We start from the raw sequence: 24,012 nt of genomic DNA, 5'->3' as shown, positions 1-24,012 counted from the left end.
TTAATTACCCCTATCTCATTCTTTTATTTCTTTTTTACCATATGTAAAACCGACGATTTGATCGGAAAAAATGCTGAAGTCTTGAAGTTGGATACTATAAGAAGGGTTGGCGTAGGGGATGATTTTGGCATTTTTTAAAATAATGCTGCTGGAATTATTGATAATAATACCGTCTTTTTGCGGCGCATTGGCTAAAAGGGTGTTTCGCAGTTCATTGCAGTCGCTAAAAAAATTGTTATTATCAAGGACAATTTCGCCTTCGATAGTGCCGAAATTTGTTAAAAGCATAATGTTTGTATCTTCGAGTTCGCCTGAGGTATCCTCTTCCTTTAGCGTGTTTAAGGACATAGCGGCACAATTAATGGTGACGGCTTTTACGTCAATGCGATTGGCGATAAAGCTCGGGGCCTTGGTTTTTTCATTTTCCAAAAGAAACGCCTCCTTTACTATATAGCTAAATTTTAATTCGACATTAGATTGAAAAATACCTGTAGCGCAATAATCTGAAGTGCTTTATTCTAGACTATTGACAAAGAGGCTTGGGTAACATATAATACATAACGTGATGTCGGGGCGTGGCGCAGTTTGGTAGCGCGCTTGGTTCGGGACTAAGAGGCCGCAGGTTCGAATCCTGTCGCCCCGACCATTAAAATTCAACGTAATCAAGAGTCTTGCTAATTGGCAAGACTCTTTTTGCTTTTAATCACTGTTGCTTTTCTGGTGCTTTTTCTAACTTTTAACTTCTTTCATAAGCATAGATATTAATAAACATTATAGCAAACAAAGTGTTCGCCAGTTTCTTTGTTTGCATGTACTTTGGTTTTGATTTTGCATTGGCCTTTTTTTTGAAAGAGTTCTTCGGCTCTAGCCAAGGCTTCTTCTAATGTCGAAACTCCAATTTCACACATATACGACACCTCCCAATCTTTTTATAGCATAGCACAAATGATAATTATTATCAACTAAATAATTAATAAGAGCATCTGAAACAGAGTGCATTGGGTCTTTGGTAATAGGCGTTAGCAATACATTAGGTTGTTTGCAACAGCAGTTTCAAGTTATAGAAAGATTTAAGAGAACCCCTAGGAGATAGGGGAGCGATGGTGGCATCCGGTTTTTGTGCTTTTTAAAAAACAGGACTTGACAAATTTGCCTGATTGTAAAAATATAAATCCGGGACTCAGAGAAAGGACTTTTGGAGAAAGGGATCTTGGGGTGGACGTTGAATCTAATATGAGCCTACTAAGGCGAGATTTTTACATAAAGGAGTTCGACGTAAAATAGATGAAGTATTGTAACAAAATAACATGGTTATGCTTTGGTTTCCTTTTGTTTTCTCTCTTCTTTTTTTCTAATGCGGAAGCGGCTTCCTTGCGTCAAGGAGATCGCGGCGAGCAGGTACAGTGGATTCAAGAAAGGCTGGAAGACTTGGGGTATGAGGTAGGGGAAGCGGACGGAGTTTTCGGTGAGGAGACCCGCCAAGCGGTGATTCAATTTCAGCTAAGTAGAGGCCTTGATGCGGACGGAGTTGTAGGAGCTGGTACTTTATACGCGTTACAGCAACGGCAGGCTGCAGTTGAAGTAAGTCGCGGCTTTGGACGTAGAGGCGCGCAAATTGTACAAATGGCTCAACAATACATGGGTACTCCCTATGTATGGGGAGGAAGCAGTCCAGGCGGTTTTGATTGTTCTGGTTTTATCTATTACATATATGGCCAGTTCGGTATTTCCTTACCGCGTATGAGCGATGGACAGTTTGAAGTGGGTCGGGCGATTTCAGGAGATAATCTTTTGCCTGGAGATTTGGTTTTCTTTACTACTTATGAACCGGGCGCTTCTCATGTGGGAATTTATCTTGGCGGAGGCCGTTTTATCCATGCCAGTTCAGCGGCAGGCGAAGTGACGATTACGCCCTTAGGCAAATCGTACTATCAAGAACGTTATTTAGGAGCTCGGCGAGTTTGGTAAAAAACAGAAAAAGAGCTATGGAAGGCTTGCTTGCAAGTTTTCCATAGCTCTTTTCTTTAATACACCAGAATTTATAAAACGAACCGCGAAATACACGAAAGACGCGAAAAGGGTTTTTTTAAGCCCTTTACTGGACTTTTAGCTCGATTGAAGCTTCAAAGGTCCGTTCCCAGGGCGTTTTAGCAGTGGCGTCATATCTGCGCAACGGTAATGTAGCGCCTGAGGAGGAGGGAAAGTCGTAACGACCCAGATGCACAACGCTGCTTTGCAAATGGCGTTGCAGGCGAAAATTGGCTTCCGCGTAGTTTTGCTTTAGGGAATAAGGATCTTGACGTTTGGCGAGTAGCCAGCGATTTAAGCGGCTTTGAATGGTTTTTTGATAATACCAGTCATCGAGGAAACGTTCGCCCAGAAAAGAAGCTTTTTTTGTCGTAGAGGCTTGGCCCTGCAATACGGCCAGGGCGTGCGTCACAATCGTTCCTAAAGAGTTGCTAGTAGTATTCCAACCGGCATAAGCGGTTAATTGGTTTACGGGAACATCCAGCAGTACCAGCCAAGGATAGATTGTATTTAGCGAGGAAAAATCTTCACTAAGGTCGACTAGCGCGACAGACTTGCCTTCTTGCAGTAGCTTGGCTATTTCCCTGGCTGGTGTTAGTTGTTTCCAAGGAGAGTCGCCTTTGCGTCCGGCATGAATATAGAGAATGAAATCCGCTTGGCCCTCCGTAGCGGGGAGGACGCCGCTAAGAACCAGTTTTTCTTTAGCGGTTGAGGCAATCGAATGAGGCATATACGGCATGATCATGCCTGGTACGTCTGGACGAGAATAACGGATTTCTGCCGTGGCGGCTTGCGGACGCTGCTGGGAAATGATTTTGCCCAAAAGAGAGAGAGCCACTTCGTCGGTGCCGCGTGTAACTTCGACGGAATGAGTTTTCTTCTGTGCGGCGTACTGCGCTAATTGTTCTTTTTCTTGGTTGGGAAGACCAAAAGGGAAGCCGTCATCTTGGCCCAAAATTAGCATTTGTAAGGTTCCGGAAGCGGCCAAATCAATGAGCGAGCGATTGAAGGCTAAATTCTGTTCGTAGAGAGCGGCGTATTCTGATTTTAATTCCTCTGGCAGTCTCTTTTCCATAGCCAGAAGCGTCTGTACGTCGTCGGGATTGTCAAACCAGCCGACTTCATCAGCCCAAACGGAATATTTTTTCAGGTGATATTGGTAGATCTGAAACGGACTGTCATCAGCTAATAGCAGTCTGGGAATGATGCTGAAGGCGTATAGCGGTATGTCTGGATATTCTTTGTGCCATTGCGTCAGCCAGTGAAGCAGTTGCTGTTCTTGCTCTTTTTTGCCGATGCGCTGCCGGGAGGCCAGAAGGCTGCCATGAACCAGCATATCGGTAGAAAGAATAACCGCATCCGGCTTTTCTTCCTTCAATATAGCGGCTACCCAGGCTGCCAATTTCCCCGGGTCTGCCGGACGACGATAATGATCAAGCAGCTCCATGGGAGGCAAGATGACTTGCATGCCTGCTAGTTGCGCTAATTCGACAACAAAATCCGTACAAGGAGGCCGGCTGTCGAGGGGGAGCAGCAGAATGCGAAGGGATGATTTGTTGGCCGGAGCGGGATGGGATATCGGCGGCGGAGTTATTCCTGTTGCAGGAATAACTAAGAGAAAAACAAGCAAGGCGACGGTAAAAGGAAGCCAACGAAAAACCTGTCTATTCATGGATGACAATGACTCCTGTTCTTTTTGGAAATAGATAATTGTGTACAAAGAAAACCCGGGAGATGGCTCCCGGGTGATTCAGACGATAGGAAGAAGATGTACTTATTCCTGCTTGTCGCGCAGGCTGCGGTGCAGTTCGGCATGACCTTGGCGGACAACTTCCAGCGCTTTTTCCAGATTTCCCGAAAGATGACGAAATACTTCGTCCGCATAGGTAGTGGAATCCTGCTGGAGTTGACGGGCTTGTTCCTGGGATTGGCGAGTAAGGTCCCGAGCTTGTTCTTGCGCTTGTTGCATAATTTGCTGTGCTTGTTCTTGGGCTTGCTTGGCAATGACGTTATCGTCCGTCATTTTGGCGCCATAGACTTTAGCCTGTTCGACTACCCGCTGCGCCTCGCGCTGCGCGTTCTCTACAATTTGGGTTCGCTCGGCTAATACTTTGCGCGCTTCCATTACTTCTTGGGGGATAAGTTCCCGCAAATAATCCAAAAGACGTACTAATTCATCTTCTTCAACAATGCGCTTGTTAGTAAAAGGAACATGGGATGATTCCATTAGCAATGTTTCCAATTCATCAAAGATTTCTTCAATCGTCATAAAAGATGCCTCCTTACGATGTTTTCCGGGCAGCCAGTTCCCGGCAACGTTGGGTGATTTCGTCGTATAGCATAGGGGGGACTAGTTTGGAAATATCTCCGCCAAATTGAGCTAATTCCTTGATGCCGCTAGAACTGACAAAGGAATATTCACTAGATGTCATCATAAAAACAGTTTCAATTTCAGGACGAACACACTTGATGAGAAGTGCGCGCTGAAACTCATATTCGAAATCACTGAGAGCGCGCAACCCGCGTACAATGATGCGGCTGTCTTTTTGTAAAACAAAATCGGTGAGCAAGCCGGAGAAAGAGTCGACTTCGACGTTGGGAATATGTTGAGTAGCTTCTTTTAATAGACGAACCCGTTCGTCCATGTTGAATAACGGATTTTTCCCGGGATTGCGAAATACAGCGATAATCAAGCGGTCGTACATACTGCTGGCGCGTTCGAAAATATCAACATGTCCGTTGGTAACCGGATCGAAACTGCCCGGACAAACTGCAATCTTCACGAAAGGTCCTCCTTATGTGCTGGCATTTTAAAAAAGCTAATCATGGTTTCGCCATATTGTTCTTGACGGCGCAATTCCAAACGGTCTAAATTTTCAGGGAGCGATTCATGCCTTGAATGTTCGAGGATTAAAAGTCCGTTTGGTAATAATGCTGGGTTTTCATCAATAAAATGAAGAATTTGTAGCGGATGTCCTTGGTTATAGGGAGGGTCGCAAAAAATAATATCGAAAGCGAGTTGCTCTCTTTTGCAACGCGCTAAAGCTTCTAAAGCTTGTATGCGCCAGACATCACAACGATTAAATAAATTGGTGTAAGTGGCATTTTCTCGAATCAAGCGACTGCATTCTTGCGCTTGGTCTACGAAAATAGCATGGACTGCGCCGCGACTGAGAGCTTCCAGTCCCAAATTACCGGTTCCGGCAAATAAGTCTAGAATGCGTGCGCCGGAAAGGAACTCTTGGATAATGGAAAATAAGGATTCTTTAACCCGGTCTGTAGTAGGACGGGTTTTTAAGCCTGACGGCGCTTTGAGGCGCTTTCCTTTGGCTGAACCTGTAATGATACGCATGAATGAAAAACCTCATGTCCATAATGATAAAAAGCTAGGCCGTATTATGTGGAATACAGGCCACTGCTTATTGTATCACACCTTTGCGTGCATCGGCCAGAGAAGGAAGTAAGAAAAGCTCTACGACATAGGTCCATTCTTCAGGCGTACGTACAACTCCTATGCCAATAAAAGTAAAATCGGAATCTAAAATATTACGACGGTGTCCGGGGCTTTGCATTAAGAAAGAATGAGCTATTTTCATGGATTCTTCTTCTGGATCGCGCCATCCTTTAAAAAGATTTTCTGCGGCTGCGCGGTAGGCGATGTTCTTTTTGTGAAGACGGTCAAAAGGAGAATTTCCTTCCGGGTCGTAATGAGAAAAAAAGTTTCTTGTGGCCATGTCTTGCGCATATTGACGAGCTAAACAGGAAAGCCGCGCGTCCAAACGCAACGGCTGCCGGCCGGCTTTGGTTCGCTCTTGATTGACTAAAGCGGCCAATTCTTGCTCCTGAGTCGTCGGCGGCTCAAGGGAAGCGCCGGTAGCGCAGGGGGCTTCAGTCGCATAGACGGAAGAAGAATATGCCAATAAGAGAGTTAAAAGCAATACAGGAATAATACGCATGATAGACGCTCCTTTCGTGTCAAAAAACAAAAAAAGAATATGTATTGGACACGGAAGTATGCACAAAGAGGAGAATATTCCTCAAATCATTGCATAATAATACTCTTAATGATATTCCTCATTTTTCTTAAGAATCCTGTAAGAATAACGATGAAATTTTATGCATAAAAAGTGGCAAATAACGAATAAATATGCTATTATTTAAATATCGATGCTTTTTGTGTACAATGCACATTAAAAGATAAGGCTTTGAGGGAGAAAGCTCTACAGTAGCGCCTTGACAAGGGTGAGGAAGATTTGTTACACTATCTTCAATGTAAATGTGTATCCATTCCGTCATCCTTTAAGAAGATCCAGCGAGGTCGGCAAGGAGAACTAACGGAAGGACAAGAGGGACGGCCAGCCGTTCCTGGCTCTTTCTGCGCATGTTTAGCTCCTTGTCGTTAACGGCAGGGAGCTTTTGTTTTTTCGGTTGACAGAATGGGGAAGGAGAATGCTGCTTATGAAAGGTCAGGTTTCACTCCGAGGAAAAGACATCCTGGGCTTGCGTACCTTCTCGACCGAGGAGATCCGCCGAGTTTTGGATACGGCAAAGGAAATGAAGGCGATTGTAGGGAGGGATATTAAAAAGGTTCCAACATTGCGAGGTAAATCGGTAGTTAACCTTTTTTTTGAGCCCAGCACACGTACGCGGACTTCCTTTGAATTGGCAGGGAAATACTTAGGCGCCGACGTTGTGAATATTACTACCAGCTCCAGCAGCGTTGTTAAAGGGGAAAGCTTGCGGGATACTTTGCTAACCGTGGAAGCTATGGGCGTAGACGTCATTGTTATGCGTCATGCAGCGGAAGGGGCGGCGGTGTACGCTTCGAAAATTGCCAAACCGGTGATTATTAATGCCGGCGATGGAGCCCATGAGCATCCTAGCCAAGGTTTGTTGGACATGTTTACCATTGAGGAACGCAAAGGCAGCTTGGCAGGTTTGAAAGTGGCCATCATTGGCGACATTCTGCATAGCCGCGTGGCTCGCTCTGATATTTGGGGCCTAACAAAAATGGGCGCAACCGTCCATGTGGCTGGCCCGAAAACCTTAATCCCCCCAGGAATCGAAGAGATGGGGGCTGTAGTTCACGAACGCATTGAAGACGCTTTGGATGAGGCCGATGTCGTCAACGTGCTGCGCATACAATTGGAGCGCCAGAAAAAAGGATTATTCCCTTCTCCGCGGGAGTATGCTCGTATTTTCGGCATCAACCGGGCTCGCCTGTCTTTGGCTAAGGAGGACGCAGTTCTTCTTCATCCGGGGCCGATGAACCGGGGCTTGGAAATTTCGCCGGAAGTGGCGTATGATGCGCAGTCCGCTATTCAGGAACAGGTTAAGAATGGTTTGGCTGTACGGATGGCTCTGCTCTTTTTGGTACTGACGGGAGGGAAGCATGTTGAAGACAATCATTAAAAACGGACATGTTATTTGCCCCAGCCAAGGCTTGGACGGGGTTATGGATATTCTTGTAGAAGACAGCCGCATTGCGGCTATCGGTAAAAATTTGGCAGCGCCGGCAGGTGCACAAATTATAGATGCCCAGGGAAAAACGGTAGCGCCTGGTTTTGTCGATCTTCACGCCCACTTACGTGAACCGGGGCAGGAAGCAAAAGAAGACTTTGAAACCGGCAGCCGCGCCGCTGCAGCTGGCGGCTTTACCAGTGTGGCTTGCATGCCGAATACCCGCCCGCCTGTTGATAGCAGTATTGCTGTGAACGGCTTGAAAGAGCGGGCTCGCCAAGTGGCGATTGTCAATATGCTGATCGTCGGCGCTGTCAGTAAAGGGCAGGACGGCAAGGAATTGGCGGAAATCGGCGACATGTTGCTCAATGGCGCAGTAGCCTTATCCGATGACGGACATTTTGTCCATAATGCCAAGGTTATGCAGAATGCTCTTGATTACACGGCGATGTATCATAAGCCGATTATGAGCCATGCGGAAGAGCAAGCCTTAGTAGAGGATGGCTATATGCACGAAGGAAAAGTCTCCACCATGCTGGGCATGCACGGACGTCCCTCGGTGGCGGAGGATATTGCGGTAGCTCGTGATGTGCTGCTGGCGGAATATACTGACGGCCATGTGCACATTTCTCATGTCAGCACGAAAGGCGCGGTGGAAATCATTCGCCAAGCGAAAGCCAAAGGCGTCAAGGTGACGGCGGAAGTGACGCCGCATCATTTGGCGCTGACCGACGAAGCGGTTATGGGTTTTGACTCGGCTACCAAGGTTAACCCGCCGCTGCGCTCCATGGATCATGTTGCCGTGTTGCGGCAGGCGCTGCAAGAAGGGGTTATCGACGCTATTGCGACCGATCATTCACCCCATGCGTTTGAAGAAAAAGATCGAGAATTTAAATATGCTCCCAGCGGTTTTACCGGTTTTGAGACGGCGCTTGGCGTTGTGCTAACTACGTTGTATCACGAAGGAAATATGAAGCTGCCTGAGATTATCGCAGCCATGACTTCGCGTCCGGCTCAGGTGCTGGGCCTTGATTGCGGCACGCTGCGAGTAGGTTGTGCGGCGGACATTGTGATCTTTGATCCGGAGGCCGAATGGACGGTTGACAGCCGTCGGTTCTACAGCCGGGGTAAACATACTCCCTTTGAAGGGAAACTCTTGAAAGGCCGTGTGACGGAAACCCTGGTAGACGGAAATTTGGTGTATCAAGACGGAGAGGTGCTTGTATGAAAGGAAAACTCATTTTAAGCGATGGAACTGTATTTCACGGGCAACTGCTGGCGGCAGGCGCAACGGTAGGGGAAGTCGTTTTTAATACCGGCATGACTGGTTATCAGGAGGTTTTGACGGATCCGTCCTATTGCGGTCAGATTGTTACGATGACCTATCCGCTGATTGGCAATTACGGCGTGGCTGAAGCCTTTGCCCAGTCGCGGCAGCCCTTTGTTAAAGGCTTCATTATTGGCGAATTGTGTCAGACTCCAAGCAATTGGGAGATGGAGGGCAGCTTCGGTTCGTATTTGCAGCGTTTCAACATTCCCTGCTTGTATGGTGTGGATACACGGGCTATTACGAAGAAAATACGTAACCATGGTACGATGAAAGGGATTATTGTAGCCGAAGAAGCGGCGCAGTCCGATATAGATGCATTGCTGGCGAGCGAGCTCAGCTGCTGCCAGGTCATGGACGTAACCACCAAGGAAACTTATCATATGAGCAATCCGGGGGGGCCGAAAGTGGCGGTGCTGGACTTCGGCATTAAACAAAACATTCTTAACTCCTTGCATCAGCGCGGCTGCGATATTACGGTTTATCCGGCGACGGCGAGCGCTGAAGAAGTGCTGGCAAGCAACCCGGATGGCGTCTTTTTATCGAACGGACCTGGAGACCCAAAAGATTTGCAGGATATCATTCAGATGGTCCGGCAGTTGTTGGGCAAAAAACCGCTCTTTGGCATCTGCCTGGGTCACCAGATTCTGGCGCTGGCCTTAGGGGCGGATACGTATAAGCTGAAATTTGGCCATCGCGGCTCGAATCAGCCTGTTAAAAACCTGCTGACAGGCAAGGTGCACATTACGTCGCAGAACCATGGCTATTCCGTAAAGGAAGAGTCCTTAAAAGGTCTGGACGTTACCATTAGCCACCGGGCTGTCAATGACGATACGGTCGAGGGTATTCGTCATAACACGCTGCCGCTCTTTTCCGTGCAGTACCATCCGGAAGCTGCGCCGGGACCGGATGACAACACCTACTTATTCGAAGAATTTATGCAGTTGATGAGGAGGGCGTAACCATGCCGAAAAAGGAATATCTCAAGAGGGTCATGGTCATTGGCTCGGGCCCTATTGTTATCGGTCAGGCTGCCGAATTTGACTATGCCGGAACCCAGGCTTGCCGGGCGTTAAAAGAGGAAGGTCTGGAAGTGGTGCTGGTTAACTCCAATCCGGCGACGATTATGACGGATGCCAATGTAGCGGACCGCGTATATATCGAACCGTTGACAGCCGAGTTTTTGGCGGAAGTCATTGAAAAAGAACGTCCAGACGGTCTTTTGCCTACTCTTGGCGGTCAAGTTGGTCTGAATTTGGCGGTTAAACTGGCGGAATCCGGGGTGCTGGAAAAATTCAACGTAGAATTGCTGGGGACATCCTTAAAAGCCATTAAAAAGGCGGAGGACCGGGAACTATTTAAGGAAACCATGCAGTTTCTTAACCAGCCGATTCCAGAGAGTACCATTGTAGAAGACTTGGAGGCGGCTCGAGAATTTGCCGCTGAAATTGGCTATCCGTTGATTGTACGTCCCGCGTATACTCTGGGCGGCACCGGTGGCGGCATTGTGCACAATGATGACGAGTTGGATGAAACGGTCGTTAAAGGTCTTAAATATAGCCTGATTGGCCAGGTACTTATTGAACGCAGCGTGGCCGGTTGGAAGGAAATCGAATACGAAGTTATGCGGGATGCCAATGACAACTGCATCACCGTGTGTAATATGGAAAATATTGATCCTGTTGGCGTGCATACTGGCGATAGCATTGTTGTAGCGCCGTCGCAAACGCTGACAGACGCCGAATACCAGATGCTGCGTACGGCTTCCTTGGATATTATTCGCGAGCTGGGTATTGAGGGCGGTTGTAACGCTCAGTACGCCTTAGACCCGAAGAGCCGCCGTTACTATGTGATCGAGGTAAACCCCCGCGTCAGCCGCTCCAGCGCCTTGGCCTCCAAGGCAACCGGTTATCCGATTGCCAAGGTAGCCAGTAAAATTGCTATTGGCTACACGCTGGACGAAATTACCAATGCGGTTACCGGTAAAACCAAAGCTTGTTTTGAACCTTCCTTAGATTATGTGGTAGTTAAGTTTCCGCGCTGGCCTTTCGACAAATTTGTTTTGGCTGATCGGACGCTGGGGACACAGATGAAAGCGACCGGGGAGGTCATGTCCATTGACCGGACTTTAGAAGGCGCTCTTTTAAAGGCTGTTCGCTCTCTGGAAATCGGGTTGAATCATTTGGAACTGCCGGACTTGGCGAAACTGGATGATGCGGTATTGCGCAAGAAGCTGCATGCCATTGACGACGAGCGGCTCTTTGTGATTGCCGAGGCCCTACGCCGCGGCGTAACAGTGGATGAAATTCACGATATTACCAAGATTGATATTTTCTTCTTGGAAAAAATGCGCAATATTGTTTCCATGGAAGCTCGGCTGCGTACGGACGGCTTAACGGAAGCTAATTTGCTGCAGGCCAAAAAATGGGGCTTTACGGATCGCACCATTGGTCGCTTGACCGGGAAAGAAGAATTTGCGATCCGAGAAGAACGCAAAACCTTGGGGATTCTGCCTACGCATAAAATGGTAGACACTTGCGCCGCTGAGTTTGAAGCGGCCACGCCTTACTACTATTCAGCGTACGCTCAAGAGGACGAAGTGGTGCCGAGCGATCGCCGCAAGGTGATGGTATTAGGCTCCGGCCCGATTCGCATCGGCCAAGGGGTGGAGTTTGACTATTGCTCGGTGCATTCTGCGTGGGCCTTGCGGGAAATGGGCCTTGAAAGCTTAATTGTTAACAACAATCCGGAAACGGTAAGTACCGATTTTGACACATCGGACCGCCTGTATTTCGAACCGCTGACGCCGGAAGATGTGCTCAACATTATTGATAAGGAAAAACCAGAAGGAATCATTGTTCAGTTTGGCGGGCAGACGGCGATCAATTTGGCTGGCCCGTTGGCTAAGGCTGGCGTCAAGGTGCTGGGAACATCGGTAGACGACATCGACCGCGCCGAGGATCGGGAGCGTTTTGAAGCCTTGCTGGAAGAACTGAATATTCCCCGGCCGAAAGGTGAAACCGTCACCAACGGTGAAGATGCGGTTGTTGCCGCTAACTCTTTGGGCTATCCTGTTGTGGTACGTCCTTCCTACGTATTGGGCGGTCGGGCGATGGAAATTGTCTACAACGAAGCGGAGTTGCGGGATTATATGGGGCGTGCTGTAAAAGCTTCGCCGGAGCATCCTGTGCTGGTGGACCGCTACATGCAGGGTAAGGAAGTGGAAGTGGACGCTATTTGCGACGGCGTGGATGTAGTCATTCCTGGCATCATGGAGCATGTGGAGCGCGCTGGCGTGCATTCTGGAGACAGCATTGCTGTTTATCCGCCGCAGACGCTGGAGCAGCGTACTATGGACACCATCGTGGACTATACGCAGCGCATGGCAAAAAGCCTCAAAGTCAAAGGTCTTTTGAACATCCAGTATGTTGTATTTGAAGGCGAAGTATATGTGATCGAGGTTAATCCTCGTTCCAGTCGTACGGTGCCTTTTCTCAGCAAGGTGACATCCGTGCCGATGGTTAACGTGGCCACGCGCTGCGCTTTGGGGCATACTCTCAAGGAGATGGGATATACGCCGGGGTTGATTCCCTTTAAACCGTATATCGCCGTCAAGGCGCCGGTGTTCTCCTTTGGAAAAATGCAGCAGGTAGACATTTCATTAGGACCTGAAATGAAATCGACCGGCGAAGTTATGGGGATTGACTATCACTACGCCAGAGCGCTCTACAAAGCCTTGGTGGCGGCAGGTATGAATATTCCCGCCCATGGTTCGGTGCTCTTTACGGTTGCTGACAAGGACAAAGAAGAAGCCGGACAAATGGCTTTGAAATTTGCAGCGTTGGGCTATAAGCTGCTGGCTACGGAAGGAACTGCTAACCATCTTCGCTCGCTGGGGCTGGAAGTAGAACTGGTGCAAAAAGTGCATCAGCGTAAAGACGATATTATTCGCCTGGTGAAAACCGGCGGGATTCATTTGGTGGTTAACACGCTAACCCAAGGGCGCGAAATGGAGCGCGACGGGTATCGCATCCGTCGTGCTACGGTAGAACACGGCATTCCCTGCCTGACTTCGATGGATACGGTTAGAGAAGTGCTGGAAGTGATGCGTTTTATGCGCGATCGCCGCTTGGTGTATGTGTTGGCACTGCAGGATTATGTGGGAGGAGGAGACGCTCTTGCCTAAGCTGGTGGAAGAAGCCACCGTGCTGCAGCAGGAACTTTTAGCGCCCGGCGTATACCGCCTGGCGCTAAAAGCGCCTCAAATCGCAAGACAGGCGCAGCCGGGGCAGTTTGTACATGTACGAGTCGCCGCAACGGCGGCGCCTCTTTTGCGCCGTCCGATCAGCATTGCGGGGGCTCAAGAGGATGGGACGCTGATTTTGATTTACCGCGTTGTGGGAGAAGGCACAAAATTGCTGTCCGCCATGACCGCAGGAGCCGTGCTGGATCTAATGGGGCCGTTGGGGAATGGCTTTAAATTAGAGGGAAAGCAGCCGTTGTTGGTTGGCGGCGGAGTTGGTTTGGCGCCGTTACTCTTTTTGGCGCAGCGTCTTTGTCCGCTGCCGGTCAAAATTGTATTGGGCGGACGCTGCCAGGAAGATTTATTCTGGCTGGATTTGTTTTGCGGCGTGTGCTCGCAGCTTATAGCCACTACGGATGACGGTTCCTGCGGGTTGCAGGGAACCGTTGTAGCTGGTTTGCCGGAGGCGTTGAAACAAGGCGTTGATAGCGTGTTTACCTGCGGTCCGGAGCCTATGATGCAGGCAGTAGCCTCGTGGGCGGCTCAAGAAAAATTGTCTTGCCAGGTTTCTTTAGAGAAGCACATGGCTTGCGGCGTAGGCGCTTGTTTATCCTGTACGTGCGCAGATAAAGAGGGCAAACGGCGCAAGGTGTGTACCGACGGGCCTGTTTTCCAGGCGGAGGAGGTGTTTTACGATGCCTAATCCTTCGATGTCAGTTATGGTGGCCGGTCTCACACTAAAAAACCCGGTTATGACCGCTTCGGGAACCTTTGGCTTTGGCCTGGAATATGGCGATTTCTTTGACGTATCCAAACTGGGGGCCATTGTGGTTAAAGGTACTACCCTGACGCCATGGCCCGGGAATAGCGGCCAGCGCATTGTGGAAACCCCCGCGGGCATGCTCAATTCCATCGGTCTTGAGAATCCGGGAGTGGACGTATTTTTGGCGCAGACTTTGGGGAAAATCAAAGCCTTAGATACGAACATTATTGTCAATATTTCCGGGCGCACCGAAGAAGAATATGCGTTACTGGCGGAAAAATTGGACGTAGACGGCGTGGCGGCGCTGGAGGTTAATATTTCCTGCCCGAACGTTAAGCAAGGTGGCCTGGCTTTTGGTACGGACTGTGCCATGGCTTCCGGAGTCGTAAAAGCGGTAAAAGGGCGTACGAAGAAACCGGTTATCGTAAAGCTGTCTCCGAATGTGACGGATATTGCGCAAATGGCGCAGGCCGTAGAAGCGGCGGGGGCTGATGCCATTTCCTTAATTAACACCTTAACCGGCATGGCGATTGATGTTCATACATGGAAACCAAAGCTGGGCAACGGCGTGGGAGGTCTTTCCGGGCCGGCAGTAAAACCTGTGGCCGTTCGTATGGTCTATCAAGTGGCTAAAGCGGTACAAGTACCGATCATCGGTATGGGCGGCATTATGACAGCGGACGACGCGGCGGAATTTCTTTTAGCCGGTGCAACGGCAGTAGCGGTTGGTACAGCCCAATTTGTCAATCCTAGAGCGGCATTGGATGTGGCAGAGGGCTTAGAGGCCTATGTACAGCAACGGGGACTTGAAAATGTGCAGCAAATGATCGGCCAAGTTCGGTTTTAAGGCTGCGAGCGATGGAGTGTAAAGGATGAGCGGAAAAGAGAAGCGGATTATTGCGTTGGACTATTCCTCACAGGAAGAAGCTTTGGCGCTGGTTGGTATTTTAGGAGAAGAAGCTACCTATTATAAAGTGGGTATGGAGCTTTTTTATAGCAGCGGCGGCGACATTGTGCGACATTTGAAAGCTGCGGGCAAAAAGGTCTTCTTGGATCTCAAACTGCATGACATTCCGAATACGGCGGCAAAAGGCCTGGGGGCCTTAACTCGTTTGGGAGCGGACATGCTGAATGTGCATGCTTCGGGAGGTCTGGAGATGATGCGTCGCGCTGGTGAAGTGGTTGCTGAGGAGGCGCTGCGCTGCGGAATGCAGGCTCCTGTTGTCTTGGCGGTTACGGTTCTTACCAGCATTGGCGGTGACGAATGGGAGCGCTTAGGGCACGGAGAGCCCGTAAATAAGGCGGTGCTGCGTTTGGCGCAGCTGACGCAGGAAGCAGGCTTACAGGGAGTGGTTGCTTCCCCGCAGGAAGCGGCTGCCATTCGCCAAGCCTGCGGTAAGGACTTTGCGATTGTGACGCCAGGTATTCGGCCTGCAGGCGTCTCGGTGGACGATCAGCAGCGGGTGGCGACTCCCGCCAGTGCTTTATCCGCCGGCGCGAGCCACTTGGTAATTGGACGTCCTGTAACGAAAGCGGAAAATCCGCTGGCGGCGCTGCGGCGCTTGGCGGCGGAAATGGAAGGAGCATAAGCATGCGTGAAGAGGAAGTAAAACAATTGCTGCAAGAGACGGAGGCCATTTTGGAGGGGCATTTTTTGCTCACGTCTGGCCTGCATAGTCCGTTATATGTGGAAAAATTTAATCTGCTGCAGTGGCCAAAACAGACGGAACGCCTTTGTAAGGAGTTGGCGGAGCGCTTTGCTGATGCTGGCGTAGAAGTGGTTATCGGCCCCATGACCGGCGGTATTCTGCTGGCTCATGAAGTAGGCAAGGCTTTAGAAACTAGGGCTATTTTCACAGAGCGGGAAAATGGCGCCATGGCCTTGCGTCGGGGCTTTTTCATTCGTCCTGGTGAAAAAGTACTCATTGTTGAAGATATTGTAACTACCGGCGGCTCTGTAAAAGAAGTTGTTGATGTGGTGCGCGCGCAAGGCGGCGATATTGTAGGAGTTGGCCTGCTGGTAAACCGCAGCGGCGGTAAAGCGGATTTTGGCGGTTTGCGGGTAGAAGCGTTGCTTAACTTAACGGTGCCAACCTATGCAGCGGCAGAATGCCCTCTTTGCCAAGAGGGCAAGCCTATGACGAAACGCGGTAGCCGACATCTCAAAGCATAAAATAGATAAAAATTCTGCATAAAATACAAAAAGCTCTTGCCAGAAGAGGTTAAAGTTGATATAATTCATATCCGTAAGAGGTGCTCCGGCATCGATATCTGCGGAAGTGGCTCAGTGGTAGAGCATCGCCTTGCCAAGGCGAGGGTCGCGAGTTCGAATCTCGTCTTCCGCTCCATATGTATAATTAAAAGCTCAGTCTAAAAGACTGAGCTTTTCTTTTGGTATCAAAGAGTCGTGTGCAAATAGCGGCTGTTTGTCTTTCGACAAGCAGTCGCTATTTTTGTTATATCTGATTATTTTGGTTCTCGCGTTCGTTATGGGGGAGCGTTTTTAAGCGCCCAGGCGTTGCTGTTCTTGCTCTTTGCGGCGACGTTCGTTATTGCGGATTTTAATGGTGCCCACTACGATTTCAGGAAGCAAGACGAAGAGCAGACCGATGTAGCCCACAGAACCGTAGCCTTTTACAACGATATTTGTCAATCCAAAAACGGAGATGCTTGTGCAGAGAATAATAGAAACTACCGAAATGGCAACACGACGCAACCGCACCGACTGAAAAATGTTGCGGCGGTTTAATTCCGGTTCGAAACGAGCTACTGCTGAAAAAATCAGAGAGATAGCCGTTCCCAGCAGGGCGACGAAGAGAATGGTGGTATAAAGGATCTTCAGCCAAGGTAAGTCTAGCTGTGTGCAAACGAAATACACGGGTAATGTTTGATTGAGTACTTCCGGGCTGAAGCCCAGCAGCATGATGCACACAGCGACCAGGAACAAGCCGTTTAACAGCGTGCCAAAGAGCATAAACCAGTTACAGTCTCTAGTGGTTTTAATGTGCTGAGAGACTGAAATAATCGGCAAGACGGTGAAAGCCTGAAAGCCTATGTAGATCATGGTGAACCAGACTGCATCGCCGAAACTATGGCCGAAGGTTTCTTGGGTTGTGATGATGCGTTCAAAGTTGAGGGCGCCCATTTGCAGGCCAAGGATGCAGAGGGTCAGCAGTGTTGCGATTAAGAAGTAAGTTTTGAAGCTCAAGGCTTTGATGACGAGGTCGGTGCCGAAAATGGTCAATAACAAGATGATGGCGCCGATGGCGACAATGCCAATGCCATAAGGAATTCCCAAAGAGCTTTGCAACAGGGAGCCGGAGCCTGCAATAGAGGTGCTGACGCCGCAGATGAAGAGTAAAATATAGCCGATTTCAAAAACGAGAGAGAAATATTTTTCATAAGGATGAAATAGGGCGTCGCCAAAGCTTTTGTAATCATAAGTTTGATAATCTTTGGCTAAGACGAGGGCGTTTCGGTGGCCCCAGCCTAAGATGAGCATAGCGATGACGGGAAGAAATACCGAGTACCAGCCGTATTTTACAAAGAAATTTACTTCTTGGTTGCCTGTGGCGAAGCCGCCTCCGCAATGGGTTGCAAACCAGACGGCCGCCATGGCTGCAGCTGCGCCAATGGAGCCGGTTTTTTGATTGTTCATGTTAAAAGTCCTCCTTAAAAGTACGCAGAATAAAATAAGCCCCTATTGACACGGTTGTGTCAATAGGGGCGAGAAGATCGCGGTACCACCCTATGTTTGTGGCTCATTACTCAGCCGTAAAATGGCTGATGCCCGTAACGTGGACAATCGCTGAAGCCTAAACGCCAATGCGTATTCAGCTTTAGAGCTCCCGGATGAGTTTCGCAAGAATCGTTTCTGCCGGTTTTCACCAACCACCGGCTCTCTGCAAGAACGTAGATTTTGCTTTGTTCCGATCATCGCTTTTGAAAATCATAAAATTTTAGTTAACAAAGATGTAAAAGCAGCTGCAACATCATTCGTTGAATGTATACATTATCGCAACCAATGAAGACATTGTCAATGGAATTAAAGAAAAAATATAACAAATTTACTTTTTACATCCGAATACTATCTTTTCCAAACGGACAAATGATGCCATTGGAAGGAAAGATAAATAGGGAAGTGAAACCTGCTGGAAATGTTTATGGGTTTTATAATTTTACCTTGGACAAGGCGGGCGACCTATGTTATAATACAAAACGTGCCAAGGGGAATGCCTGCGGTGCGTGATTTATAATATAGGGGTATAGCTCAATTGGTAGAGTAGCGGTCTCCAAAACCGTTGGTTGAGGGTTCAAGTCCTTCTGCCCCTGCCACTCAATCTAGTAATGACGCGGTTTTTGACCGGGTCATTTTTTGTTTTTCGAGTGCATTTAACGATGGGAAATGTTGTTTAGAGGACCTTTTCAAGGATCATGTCCTACAGTTGGCGGGGAGGCGTTACTCTTTAGAGCGGAGGTTTTTTATGGAAGAGTTGCTGGAACAATTTAAGGCATGGGCTTTTTTGCGCGAATTGCCGGAGGAAACGCAAGGGTGTCGATGTGAGCGCGATGAAAAATTGGAAAATGAAAAGTATTATTTTTTTTCTTATCATCGTCGGGATGGCGCTCGCTGGGTAAAAGCATATTATGATATTGCTAAGAAAAGTTATTTTATGCGCATTGGTCTTGGTTTGCTGGAATTTAACGATATCTCCTATTTTTCACAATCGTTAGGCGAGTTTGAAGGCTTATTGCGTAACCGTTTAGATAAAACTTTAGAAGAATTTATGACATTTGTACCAGATCAGGTAGGGGTAGCCATACAAGAAAAAAAGCTCTTACAATGGACGTATGCGGAGCAATTACCTGAAGAAGCGTCTGGCTTTAAGTTGCTTTTGTCGCCTAAAGAGCCTGTGAAAGTGATAAATGGGTCCTATCTTATTCTTGATTACAGCGATTTAGTCGCACAAACGTCCTTGGTTTTGTATTATAATGTATATAGAGATGAATTCTTTGGGGAGCTTCGCGTCCAAGGGTTGCCGGAATTGGTAAGCGACTTTGATTCGAAGACACTGACAGAGTTGGAGCAAAAACTGGAGAAACGGTTGACGCCAGTGCTGGAAACGCTGCGTCAGCGCCTGGAAAAGGAGCAGAATCCATGAATACGGTAATTCCTACAGCTTTGACGATTGCAGGCTCAGATTCTGGCGGCGGAGCTGGGATTCAGGCGGATTTGAAAGCCTTTGCCGCTTGCGGCGTATATGGAATGAGTGTGCTAACGGCTATTACGGCGCAAAATACTTGCGGTGTAACGGCGGTGCGTGACTTGGATGCGGAAATTATTGCAGCGCAAATGCAGGCGGTATTTGATGATATACCGGTAGGGGCGGTGAAAATTGGCATGCTTTCTTCCGCTGCCATTATTGAAGTGGTGGAGGAACAGTTAAAACGCTATCAGGTGGCGCCGATTGTTTTGGATACGGTTATGATTTCTAAGCATGGCGCTCCCCTGTTACAAGCGGAAGCCGTGGGGGCGCTGAAAAGCAAATTGCTGCCTCTGGCCACCATTGTAACTCCAAACTTGCATGAAGCATCTGTGCTGGCGTCTATGCAAGTTGAGGATGAAACGGCTATGCGGGAGGCGGCGAAGCGGATTCACGCTATGGGCCCTAGGTATGTAGTTGTAAAAGGCGGGCACTTAGAGGGGAATCCTTGCGATATTTTGTACGATGGGAACGAGTATAGAGCCTTTCATAACCCTCGTTTGCCGCGCGTTCACACCCATGGTACCGGATGTACTTTTTCTTCCGCAATCGCCGCTTTTTTGGCTCGCGGCTGGGAAATTTCCGAAGCGGTAGGAGAGGCTAAACGCTATATTACCATGGCGATAGAGCATGGCTTTTCATTAGGACAAGGGGTAGGTCCTACACATCATTTTTATGAATTGTACCAAGCGGCCTTTGGCGCTGAATGGGGAGGAAAATATGGCAAGAGTGCTATTGTGCGATGATTCTGCATTTATGCGGATGATGCTGAAAACCACATTGGTGGGACTTGGTCATCGTATTGTCGGTGAGGCGGGCGATGGCGAGCAAGCAGTAGAAAAATATGAAGAGTTATTGCCGGACTTGGTTACTATGGATATTACCATGCCCAATGTAAGCGGCATTGAAGCGGTCGCGCGAATTCGCGAGAAAGACAAAGATGCGTGTATTGTTATGGTTTCTGCATTGGGGCAGCAGGCCATTATAAATGAGGCGCTTGAAGCTGGCGCAAAGGACTTTATCATTAAACCTTTTGTACCGGAACAAATAGCGGCGGTGCTGGATCGAGTTTTAAACCCTAAAAAGCCTGCTTGACAATCCGTGGTGTTATGTTATAATACAACACGTGGCTGGCGAAGAGCTGATTGGGTGCTTGTTTAACTCTCGGGTTGACAAAGCTTTCGGCATTCGGTACAATCGTTACTGCAGTAGGTAATGGCCCCGTGGTGTAGCGGTGAACATGCCGCCCTGTCACGGCGGAGATCGTCGGTTCGAATCCGATCGGGGTCGCCATTTGCCATGGTAGCTCAGTCGGTAGAGCAGAGGACTGAAAATCCTCGTGTCGGCGGTTCGATTCCGTCCTATGGCACCATCATTATGCGGAAGTGGCTCAGTGGTAGAGCATCGCCTTGCCAAGGCGAGGGTCGCGAGTTCGAATCTCGTCTTCCGCTCCATTTTTTAAGGCGGCATAGCCAAGTGGTAAGGCAGAGGTCTGCAAAACCTTTATCCCCAGTTCAAATCTGGGTGCCGCCTCCAATTTTTTATTATGTATAGAGAGCCCTGTATCTCAAAGGATGCGGGCTTTTTCCAAATCTAGGCGGGTGTGGTGGAATGGCAGACACAAGGGACTTAAAATCCCTCGGAGGCAACTCCGTGTCGGTTCGAGTCCGACCACCCGCACCAAAAATTTAAACTCCGCATTGCGGAGTTTTTTTTATGGCTTAAGGAAGTATAAATTTTTTTGTAGGCCTTTCGTCGTCTGGTAGTATTACAAGATATGGCTTATAATATAAAAGGAAATACCATATATAGTAGGAGGAGACGCTAGTGCGCTGTCCGTTTTGTGCATTTCCGGAAAGCAAGGTTATTGATTCCCGGGCGGCTGAAGAAGGGGTGTCTATTCGCAGACGCCGTGAATGCCTGCATTGTCAACGACGCTTTACTACATATGAAGTAGTTGAAAAAGTACCTGTGATGGTCGTGAAGAAAGACGGTCGACGGGAGATGTTTGACAAGGCAAAGCTGCAAGCGGGACTTATGCGAGCTTGTGAAAAAAGGCCTGTATCTTTGCAGGAAATTGAAGAATTGGCCAACCAGGTGGAACGAGATATCTATAACACGATGGAGAGAGAGATTTCTTCGCGGGAAATTGGCGAAAGAGTTATGGTTTTGCTGCAGGATGTAGATCCGGTGGCTTATGTTCGTTTTGCCTCTGTGTATCGACAGTTTACGGATTTGCATAATTTTAAAGATGAACTGGAATCTTTGCTTTTGAGGCGGCAGCAAGGGCCGCTTAAGAGCAAAGGGAGAAAAAAAGGATAATCACACTCTTGCTCCTATTTTTAGAATAAGCGAGGCGGTTGTTATATGTTCACAATGATTCGGAAAAGAGATGGCCGAGAAGTTTCTTTTGATGAAACAAAAATTACCGATGCTATTTTTAAGGCGGCGAAAGCTGTAGGCGGTGCGGACCGGCAAATGGCAATGGAATTGACTTTGGATGTGTTACGCTTTTTAAAGCAAAAATACAATGGCGGCAGTTTTACTGTAGAAGATGTTCAAGATACGGTTGAAAAAATCCTAATTGAAAAGGGCCATGCCAAAACAGCAAAAGCTTATATTTTATATCGTTACCAACGGACTCGAATGCGTGAATCCCAGTCGGAATTAATGGATGCTGTAGCTGATATTTTGGTAGAAACGAGCCGTGAAAACGCTAATGTTTCTAATTCCCCATCAGCTAAAATGCTGCAAATTGCATCGGCGGCGAGTAAAGCTTACTATTTGAACCGTTTAATTCCAGAAGAAATGGCTCAGGCGCACCGACGCGGAGATATCCATATTCACGATCTGGATTTTTACGGCAAAACCCTGACTTGCGTGCAAATTCCGTTGGGGAAATTACTGCATTCCGGTTTTAATAACGGTCATGGTTTTATCCGCTCTCCGAAACGTCCGGCTAGTGCGACTGCGTTAGCTGCCATTATCTTGCAAAGCAGTCAGAATGACATGCATGGAGGACAAAGCTTTGCTTTTTTTGATCGCGATATGGCGCCGTTTATGGAGCAGGCTAGTGAAGAAGAAGTCTATCAAGCCATGGAGGCCTTGATTTACAACCTCAATTCCATGCATAGCCGAGCTGGAGCGCAGGTTCCTTTTTCCAGTTTGAATATCGGAACTGATACGTCGCCAGCTGGTCGCAGTGTAATCAAAAATATTCTCTTGGCTTATGAAAAAGGTTTGGGACGAGGTGAAAATCCGATTTTCCCGAACATCATTTTCCGAATTCAAGAGGGCGTTAACTTTAATCCTGGCGATCCCAACTATGATTTGTTTCAATTAGCCATGCGCGTAGCGTCCCAGAGATTAAATCCTACTTTTAGCTTTATGGATTCTTCTTTTAATGCGCCTTACGGGGATCAGGTTGGCTATATGGGGTGTCGGACCCGTACGATGGCTAACTGTTGCGGACCGGAGGTTACCGACGGCAGGGGAAATCTCAGCTTTACGACCATTAACCTGCCGCGGCTGGGAATCAAGGCAGAACGAGATTTGATGAAGTTTTATCAAAGTTTGTCTGATTTGATCGACTTGGCTTGCGAGCAGTTGTATCATCGTTATCAAGTGCAGGCGAGTTTGAAAGTCAAAGATATGCCTTTTTTGATGGGGCAGCACTTGTATTTAGAATCGGAAGCGCTCAAGCCGAACGATCCGATTGAGCCGGTGATCAAACATGGCACGTTGTCAGTAGGGTTTATTGGATTGGCGGAGACTTTGATTGCTCTTACTGGCGCTCACCATGGCGAGGACGAAGAAGCAAGGGCATTGGGGGAAGAAATCGTCTCCTTTATGCGTGATAAAGTTGATAAGGCGATTGATAAATATGGCTTGAATTATTCCTTGCTGGCTACGCCTGCCGAAGGCCTGTCTGGTCGTTTCTTGCGTATGGATCGTAAGGAATACGGCATTATTCCTGGTGTGACGGATCGCGATTATTATACAAATTCGTTCCATGTACCTGTATATTATCCCATTAATGCCTTTGAGAAGGTGCGCATTGAAGGGCCCTATCACAAAATGACCAATGCAGGCCACATTAGCTATGTGGAATTTAGTTCCCCGCCTGTTAATAATTTAGCTGCAGTGGAAGCGGTATTGCGGCATATGAAAGAGAATGATTTCGGCTATGCAGGTATCAATTTCCCTGTTGATTTTTGCCAAAAATGCGGTTATCTAGGGGTTATTGAGACGGAGTCCTGCCCCTCTTGCAGTGCTACCTCGGTACGGCGCGTGCGTCGAATTACCGGTTATTTGAGTACTACCGAGCGGTTCAATGATTCTAAACAGCAGGAATTGAATGAACGTGTCAGTCATTTTCGAAAATGATTGTCTAAACAAGGGAAGTGTAAGTGACTATGATTCGGTGTGCGGATATTCTAGATGAATCCATTGTAGACGGTGAAGGAATCCGACTTACGGTATTTCTGCAAGGTTGCCCAAGACGCTGTGAGGGTTGTCATAACCCGGCGCTCCTTTCGGTTGACGGCGGTACGGAATGGGAAGAAAGTCAATTGGTGCAAGAGATTTTGAAGCGATTGACTCCGTTGCATAAGGGGATTACTTTCAGTGGCGGCGATCCTCTGCTTCAGGCGGAAGCGTTGGAAATTGTACTGGCTGAGCTGCGCATGCGACTTTCTAATGTGGATATCTGGCTTTATACGGGGTATCTATACGAGGAAATTAGTCATTTGCCTGCTTTACGCTGGGTGGATGTGCTTGTTGACGGCCCTTTTGTGCAAGGTGAAAGGGATTTGACATTGCCATATCGCGGTTCGCGCAATCAACGAATTTTGGATGTGCGAAAAAGCCGTGAGGCTGGCTGCGCCGTATTATATGGATTGGCGGCGAGCTAAGCAATCACTTTCCT

Annotated in this window: 23 protein-coding genes, 8 tRNA genes and 1 other annotated feature; of the genes, 23 read left to right on the top strand and 8 right to left on the bottom strand. The window is 48.2% G+C overall.

Annotated features, from left to right (window positions below; genetic code table 11):
• Positions 1-15: 15 nt before the first annotated feature.
• The gene (locus C508_RS0106545) at positions 16-429 is read right to left on the bottom strand and encodes a hypothetical protein (protein ID WP_018702742.1); all 414 of its coding nucleotides are present in this window, start codon (positions 427-429) and stop codon (positions 16-18) included.
• Positions 430-569: 140 nt separating this feature from the next.
• Between C508_RS0106545 and C508_RS0106540 the strand changes: the two genes are divergently transcribed.
• A tRNA-Pro gene (locus tag C508_RS0106540) sits at positions 570-646 on the top strand.
• Positions 647-761: 115 nt separating this feature from the next.
• Here the strand turns inward: C508_RS0106540 and C508_RS20270 are convergent.
• Complete coding sequence (locus tag C508_RS20270; RefSeq protein WP_018702741.1) at positions 762-908, bottom strand: hypothetical protein; 147 nt, start codon at positions 906-908, stop codon at positions 762-764.
• 376 nt (positions 909-1,284) lie between these two features.
• Here C508_RS20270 and C508_RS0106525 point away from each other — a divergent pair, with 376 nt between their 5' ends.
• Entirely contained in the window at positions 1,285-1,968 is a 684-nt protein-coding gene (locus tag C508_RS0106525; protein ID WP_018702739.1) for a C40 family peptidase, read from the top strand.
• A gap of 127 nt (positions 1,969-2,095) precedes the next feature.
• On the opposite strand, the gene C508_RS17980 is transcribed toward C508_RS0106525, so the two are convergent.
• From C508_RS17980 to C508_RS19400, 5 genes are all read right to left on the bottom strand, one after another.
• A complete protein-coding gene (locus C508_RS17980) occupies positions 2,096-3,700 on the bottom strand; it encodes a DUF4127 family protein (protein ID WP_018702738.1) in 1,605 nt (534 codons plus the stop codon).
• A 102-nt stretch (positions 3,701-3,802) separates the two neighbouring features.
• Positions 3,803-4,297: a hypothetical protein gene (locus C508_RS0106515; protein WP_018702737.1), complete on the bottom strand. Its 495-nt coding sequence runs from the start codon at positions 4,295-4,297 to the stop codon at positions 3,803-3,805.
• A gap of 13 nt (positions 4,298-4,310) precedes the next feature.
• Complete coding sequence (gene coaD / locus C508_RS0106510) at positions 4,311-4,811, bottom strand: pantetheine-phosphate adenylyltransferase (RefSeq protein WP_018702736.1); 501 nt, start codon at positions 4,809-4,811, stop codon at positions 4,311-4,313.
• A complete protein-coding gene (gene rsmD / locus C508_RS0106505; RefSeq protein ID WP_018702735.1) occupies positions 4,808-5,380 on the bottom strand; it encodes a 16S rRNA (guanine(966)-N(2))-methyltransferase RsmD in 573 nt (190 codons plus the stop codon). Before rsmD ends, coaD begins: the two co-directional genes overlap by 4 nt.
• Before the next feature lie 67 nt (positions 5,381-5,447).
• The gene (locus C508_RS19400; protein WP_018702734.1) at positions 5,448-5,984 is read right to left on the bottom strand and encodes a CAP domain-containing protein; all 537 of its coding nucleotides are present in this window, start codon (positions 5,982-5,984) and stop codon (positions 5,448-5,450) included.
• Positions 5,985-6,486: 502 nt separating this feature from the next.
• Here C508_RS19400 and C508_RS0106495 point away from each other — a divergent pair.
• From C508_RS0106495 to C508_RS0106455, 9 genes are all read left to right on the top strand, one after another.
• The gene (locus C508_RS0106495) at positions 6,487-7,440 is read left to right on the top strand and encodes an aspartate carbamoyltransferase catalytic subunit (protein WP_018702732.1); all 954 of its coding nucleotides are present in this window, start codon (positions 6,487-6,489) and stop codon (positions 7,438-7,440) included.
• Positions 7,424-8,716 carry a dihydroorotase gene (locus C508_RS0106490; protein WP_026319403.1) on the top strand — a complete coding sequence of 431 codons (1,293 nt, stop codon included), beginning with the start codon at positions 7,424-7,426 and terminating at the stop codon, positions 8,714-8,716. The genes C508_RS0106495 and C508_RS0106490 overlap by 17 nt, the downstream gene beginning before the upstream one ends.
• Positions 8,713-9,777, top strand: coding sequence for a glutamine-hydrolyzing carbamoyl-phosphate synthase small subunit (gene carA / locus C508_RS0106485; RefSeq protein ID WP_018702730.1), 1,065 nt, complete (start codon positions 8,713-8,715; stop codon positions 9,775-9,777). Before C508_RS0106490 ends, carA begins: the two co-directional genes overlap by 4 nt.
• Positions 9,778-9,779: 2 nt before the next feature.
• Positions 9,780-13,001, top strand: a complete 3,222-nt coding sequence (gene carB, locus C508_RS0106480; RefSeq protein ID WP_018702729.1) for a carbamoyl-phosphate synthase large subunit — start codon at positions 9,780-9,782, stop codon at positions 12,999-13,001.
• Complete coding sequence (locus C508_RS0106475; RefSeq protein ID WP_018702728.1) at positions 12,994-13,761, top strand: dihydroorotate dehydrogenase electron transfer subunit; 768 nt, start codon at positions 12,994-12,996, stop codon at positions 13,759-13,761. Before carB ends, C508_RS0106475 begins: the two co-directional genes overlap by 8 nt.
• The gene (locus C508_RS0106470; RefSeq protein WP_018702727.1) at positions 13,754-14,668 is read left to right on the top strand and encodes a dihydroorotate dehydrogenase; all 915 of its coding nucleotides are present in this window, start codon (positions 13,754-13,756) and stop codon (positions 14,666-14,668) included. The genes C508_RS0106475 and C508_RS0106470 overlap by 8 nt, the downstream gene beginning before the upstream one ends.
• Positions 14,669-14,693: 25 nt before the next feature.
• Entirely contained in the window at positions 14,694-15,410 is a 717-nt protein-coding gene (pyrF, locus tag C508_RS0106465) for an orotidine-5'-phosphate decarboxylase (protein WP_018702726.1), read from the top strand.
• A 2-nt stretch (positions 15,411-15,412) separates the two neighbouring features.
• Positions 15,413-15,994 (top strand): orotate phosphoribosyltransferase, encoded by a 582-nt coding sequence (pyrE, locus tag C508_RS0106460; RefSeq protein ID WP_018702725.1) that lies wholly within the window; start codon positions 15,413-15,415, stop codon positions 15,992-15,994.
• Positions 15,995-16,094: 100 nt separating this feature from the next.
• Positions 16,095-16,169, top strand: a tRNA-Gly gene (locus C508_RS0106455).
• A 155-nt stretch (positions 16,170-16,324) separates the two neighbouring features.
• Here the strand turns inward: C508_RS0106455 and C508_RS0106450 are convergent.
• Positions 16,325-17,479, bottom strand: coding sequence for a YkvI family membrane protein (locus C508_RS0106450; protein WP_018702724.1), 1,155 nt, complete (start codon positions 17,477-17,479; stop codon positions 16,325-16,327).
• Positions 17,480-17,540: 61 nt separating this feature from the next.
• Positions 17,541-17,767, bottom strand: a binding site (T-box leader).
• Positions 17,768-18,080: 313 nt separating this feature from the next.
• On the opposite strand from C508_RS0106450, the gene C508_RS0106440 reads away from it, so the two are divergent.
• The 12 genes from C508_RS0106440 (at position 18,081) to nrdG (ending at position 23,998) form a co-directional block, all read left to right on the top strand.
• Positions 18,081-18,156 (top strand) — tRNA-Trp (locus C508_RS0106440).
• 149 nt (positions 18,157-18,305) lie between these two features.
• A complete protein-coding gene (locus C508_RS17970; protein ID WP_018702722.1) occupies positions 18,306-18,983 on the top strand; it encodes a hypothetical protein in 678 nt (225 codons plus the stop codon).
• Positions 18,980-19,831 carry a bifunctional hydroxymethylpyrimidine kinase/phosphomethylpyrimidine kinase gene (gene thiD, locus C508_RS0106430; RefSeq protein WP_018702721.1) on the top strand — a complete coding sequence of 284 codons (852 nt, stop codon included), beginning with the start codon at positions 18,980-18,982 and terminating at the stop codon, positions 19,829-19,831. The genes C508_RS17970 and thiD overlap by 4 nt, the downstream gene beginning before the upstream one ends.
• Positions 19,806-20,180, top strand: coding sequence for a response regulator (locus C508_RS0106425; RefSeq protein ID WP_018702720.1), 375 nt, complete (start codon positions 19,806-19,808; stop codon positions 20,178-20,180). The genes thiD and C508_RS0106425 overlap by 26 nt, the downstream gene beginning before the upstream one ends.
• A 122-nt stretch (positions 20,181-20,302) precedes the next feature.
• A tRNA-Asp gene (locus C508_RS0106420) sits at positions 20,303-20,378 on the top strand.
• 3 nt (positions 20,379-20,381) lie between these two features.
• A tRNA-Phe gene (locus tag C508_RS0106415) sits at positions 20,382-20,457 on the top strand.
• Between the two features lie 7 nt (positions 20,458-20,464).
• Positions 20,465-20,539 (top strand) — tRNA-Gly (locus C508_RS0106410).
• An 8-nt stretch (positions 20,540-20,547) separates the two neighbouring features.
• Positions 20,548-20,621: transfer RNA gene (locus tag C508_RS0106405), tRNA-Cys, on the top strand.
• Between the two features lie 61 nt (positions 20,622-20,682).
• Positions 20,683-20,768: transfer RNA gene (locus C508_RS0106400), tRNA-Leu, on the top strand.
• Positions 20,769-20,912: 144 nt separating this feature from the next.
• Positions 20,913-21,407, top strand: coding sequence for a transcriptional regulator NrdR (gene nrdR / locus C508_RS0106395; protein ID WP_018702719.1), 495 nt, complete (start codon positions 20,913-20,915; stop codon positions 21,405-21,407).
• Positions 21,408-21,452: 45 nt separating this feature from the next.
• Entirely contained in the window at positions 21,453-23,471 is a 2,019-nt protein-coding gene (gene nrdD, locus C508_RS0106390) for an anaerobic ribonucleoside-triphosphate reductase (protein WP_018702718.1), read from the top strand.
• A gap of 29 nt (positions 23,472-23,500) precedes the next feature.
• Positions 23,501-23,998, top strand: coding sequence for an anaerobic ribonucleoside-triphosphate reductase activating protein (nrdG, locus tag C508_RS0106385; RefSeq protein WP_018702717.1), 498 nt, complete (start codon positions 23,501-23,503; stop codon positions 23,996-23,998).
• Positions 23,999-24,012: the final 14 nt, after the last annotated feature.

Origin of the sequence: Anaeromusa acidaminophila DSM 3853 (genome assembly GCF_000374545.1) — a bacterium.
GTDB lineage: Bacteria > Bacillota > Negativicutes > Anaeromusales > Anaeromusaceae > Anaeromusa > Anaeromusa acidaminophila.
This window is presented reverse-complemented; position numbering and strand designations above follow the sequence as displayed.

Excerpts from the sequence above, each read along its gene's own strand:
- C508_RS20270 (WP_018702741.1), bottom strand. The coding sequence starts at position 908 with ATGTGTGAAATTGGAGTTTCGACATTAGAAGAAGCCTTGGCTAGAGCC.
- C508_RS0106525 (WP_018702739.1), top strand. The coding sequence starts at position 1,285 with ATGAAGTATTGTAACAAAATAACATGGTTATGCTTTGGTTTCCTTTTG.
- C508_RS17980 (WP_018702738.1), bottom strand. The coding sequence starts at position 3,700 with ATGAATAGACAGGTTTTTCGTTGGCTTCCTTTTACCGTCGCCTTGCTT.
- C508_RS0106515 (WP_018702737.1), bottom strand. The coding sequence starts at position 4,297 with ATGACGATTGAAGAAATCTTTGATGAATTGGAAACATTGCTAATGGAA.
- rsmD (WP_018702735.1), bottom strand. The coding sequence starts at position 5,380 with ATGCGTATCATTACAGGTTCAGCCAAAGGAAAGCGCCTCAAAGCGCCG.
- C508_RS19400 (WP_018702734.1), bottom strand. The coding sequence starts at position 5,984 with ATGCGTATTATTCCTGTATTGCTTTTAACTCTCTTATTGGCATATTCT.
- C508_RS0106495 (WP_018702732.1), top strand. The coding sequence starts at position 6,487 with ATGAAAGGTCAGGTTTCACTCCGAGGAAAAGACATCCTGGGCTTGCGT.
- carA (WP_018702730.1), top strand. The coding sequence starts at position 8,713 with ATGAAAGGAAAACTCATTTTAAGCGATGGAACTGTATTTCACGGGCAA.
- carB (WP_018702729.1), top strand. The coding sequence starts at position 9,780 with ATGCCGAAAAAGGAATATCTCAAGAGGGTCATGGTCATTGGCTCGGGC.
- C508_RS0106470 (WP_018702727.1), top strand. The coding sequence starts at position 13,754 with ATGCCTAATCCTTCGATGTCAGTTATGGTGGCCGGTCTCACACTAAAA.
- pyrF (WP_018702726.1), top strand. The coding sequence starts at position 14,694 with ATGAGCGGAAAAGAGAAGCGGATTATTGCGTTGGACTATTCCTCACAG.
- pyrE (WP_018702725.1), top strand. The coding sequence starts at position 15,413 with ATGCGTGAAGAGGAAGTAAAACAATTGCTGCAAGAGACGGAGGCCATT.
- C508_RS0106450 (WP_018702724.1), bottom strand. The coding sequence starts at position 17,479 with ATGAACAATCAAAAAACCGGCTCCATTGGCGCAGCTGCAGCCATGGCG.
- C508_RS17970 (WP_018702722.1), top strand. The coding sequence starts at position 18,306 with ATGGAAGAGTTGCTGGAACAATTTAAGGCATGGGCTTTTTTGCGCGAA.
- thiD (WP_018702721.1), top strand. The coding sequence starts at position 18,980 with ATGAATACGGTAATTCCTACAGCTTTGACGATTGCAGGCTCAGATTCT.
- C508_RS0106425 (WP_018702720.1), top strand. The coding sequence starts at position 19,806 with ATGGCAAGAGTGCTATTGTGCGATGATTCTGCATTTATGCGGATGATG.
- nrdD (WP_018702718.1), top strand. The coding sequence starts at position 21,453 with ATGTTCACAATGATTCGGAAAAGAGATGGCCGAGAAGTTTCTTTTGAT.
- nrdG (WP_018702717.1), top strand. The coding sequence starts at position 23,501 with ATGATTCGGTGTGCGGATATTCTAGATGAATCCATTGTAGACGGTGAA.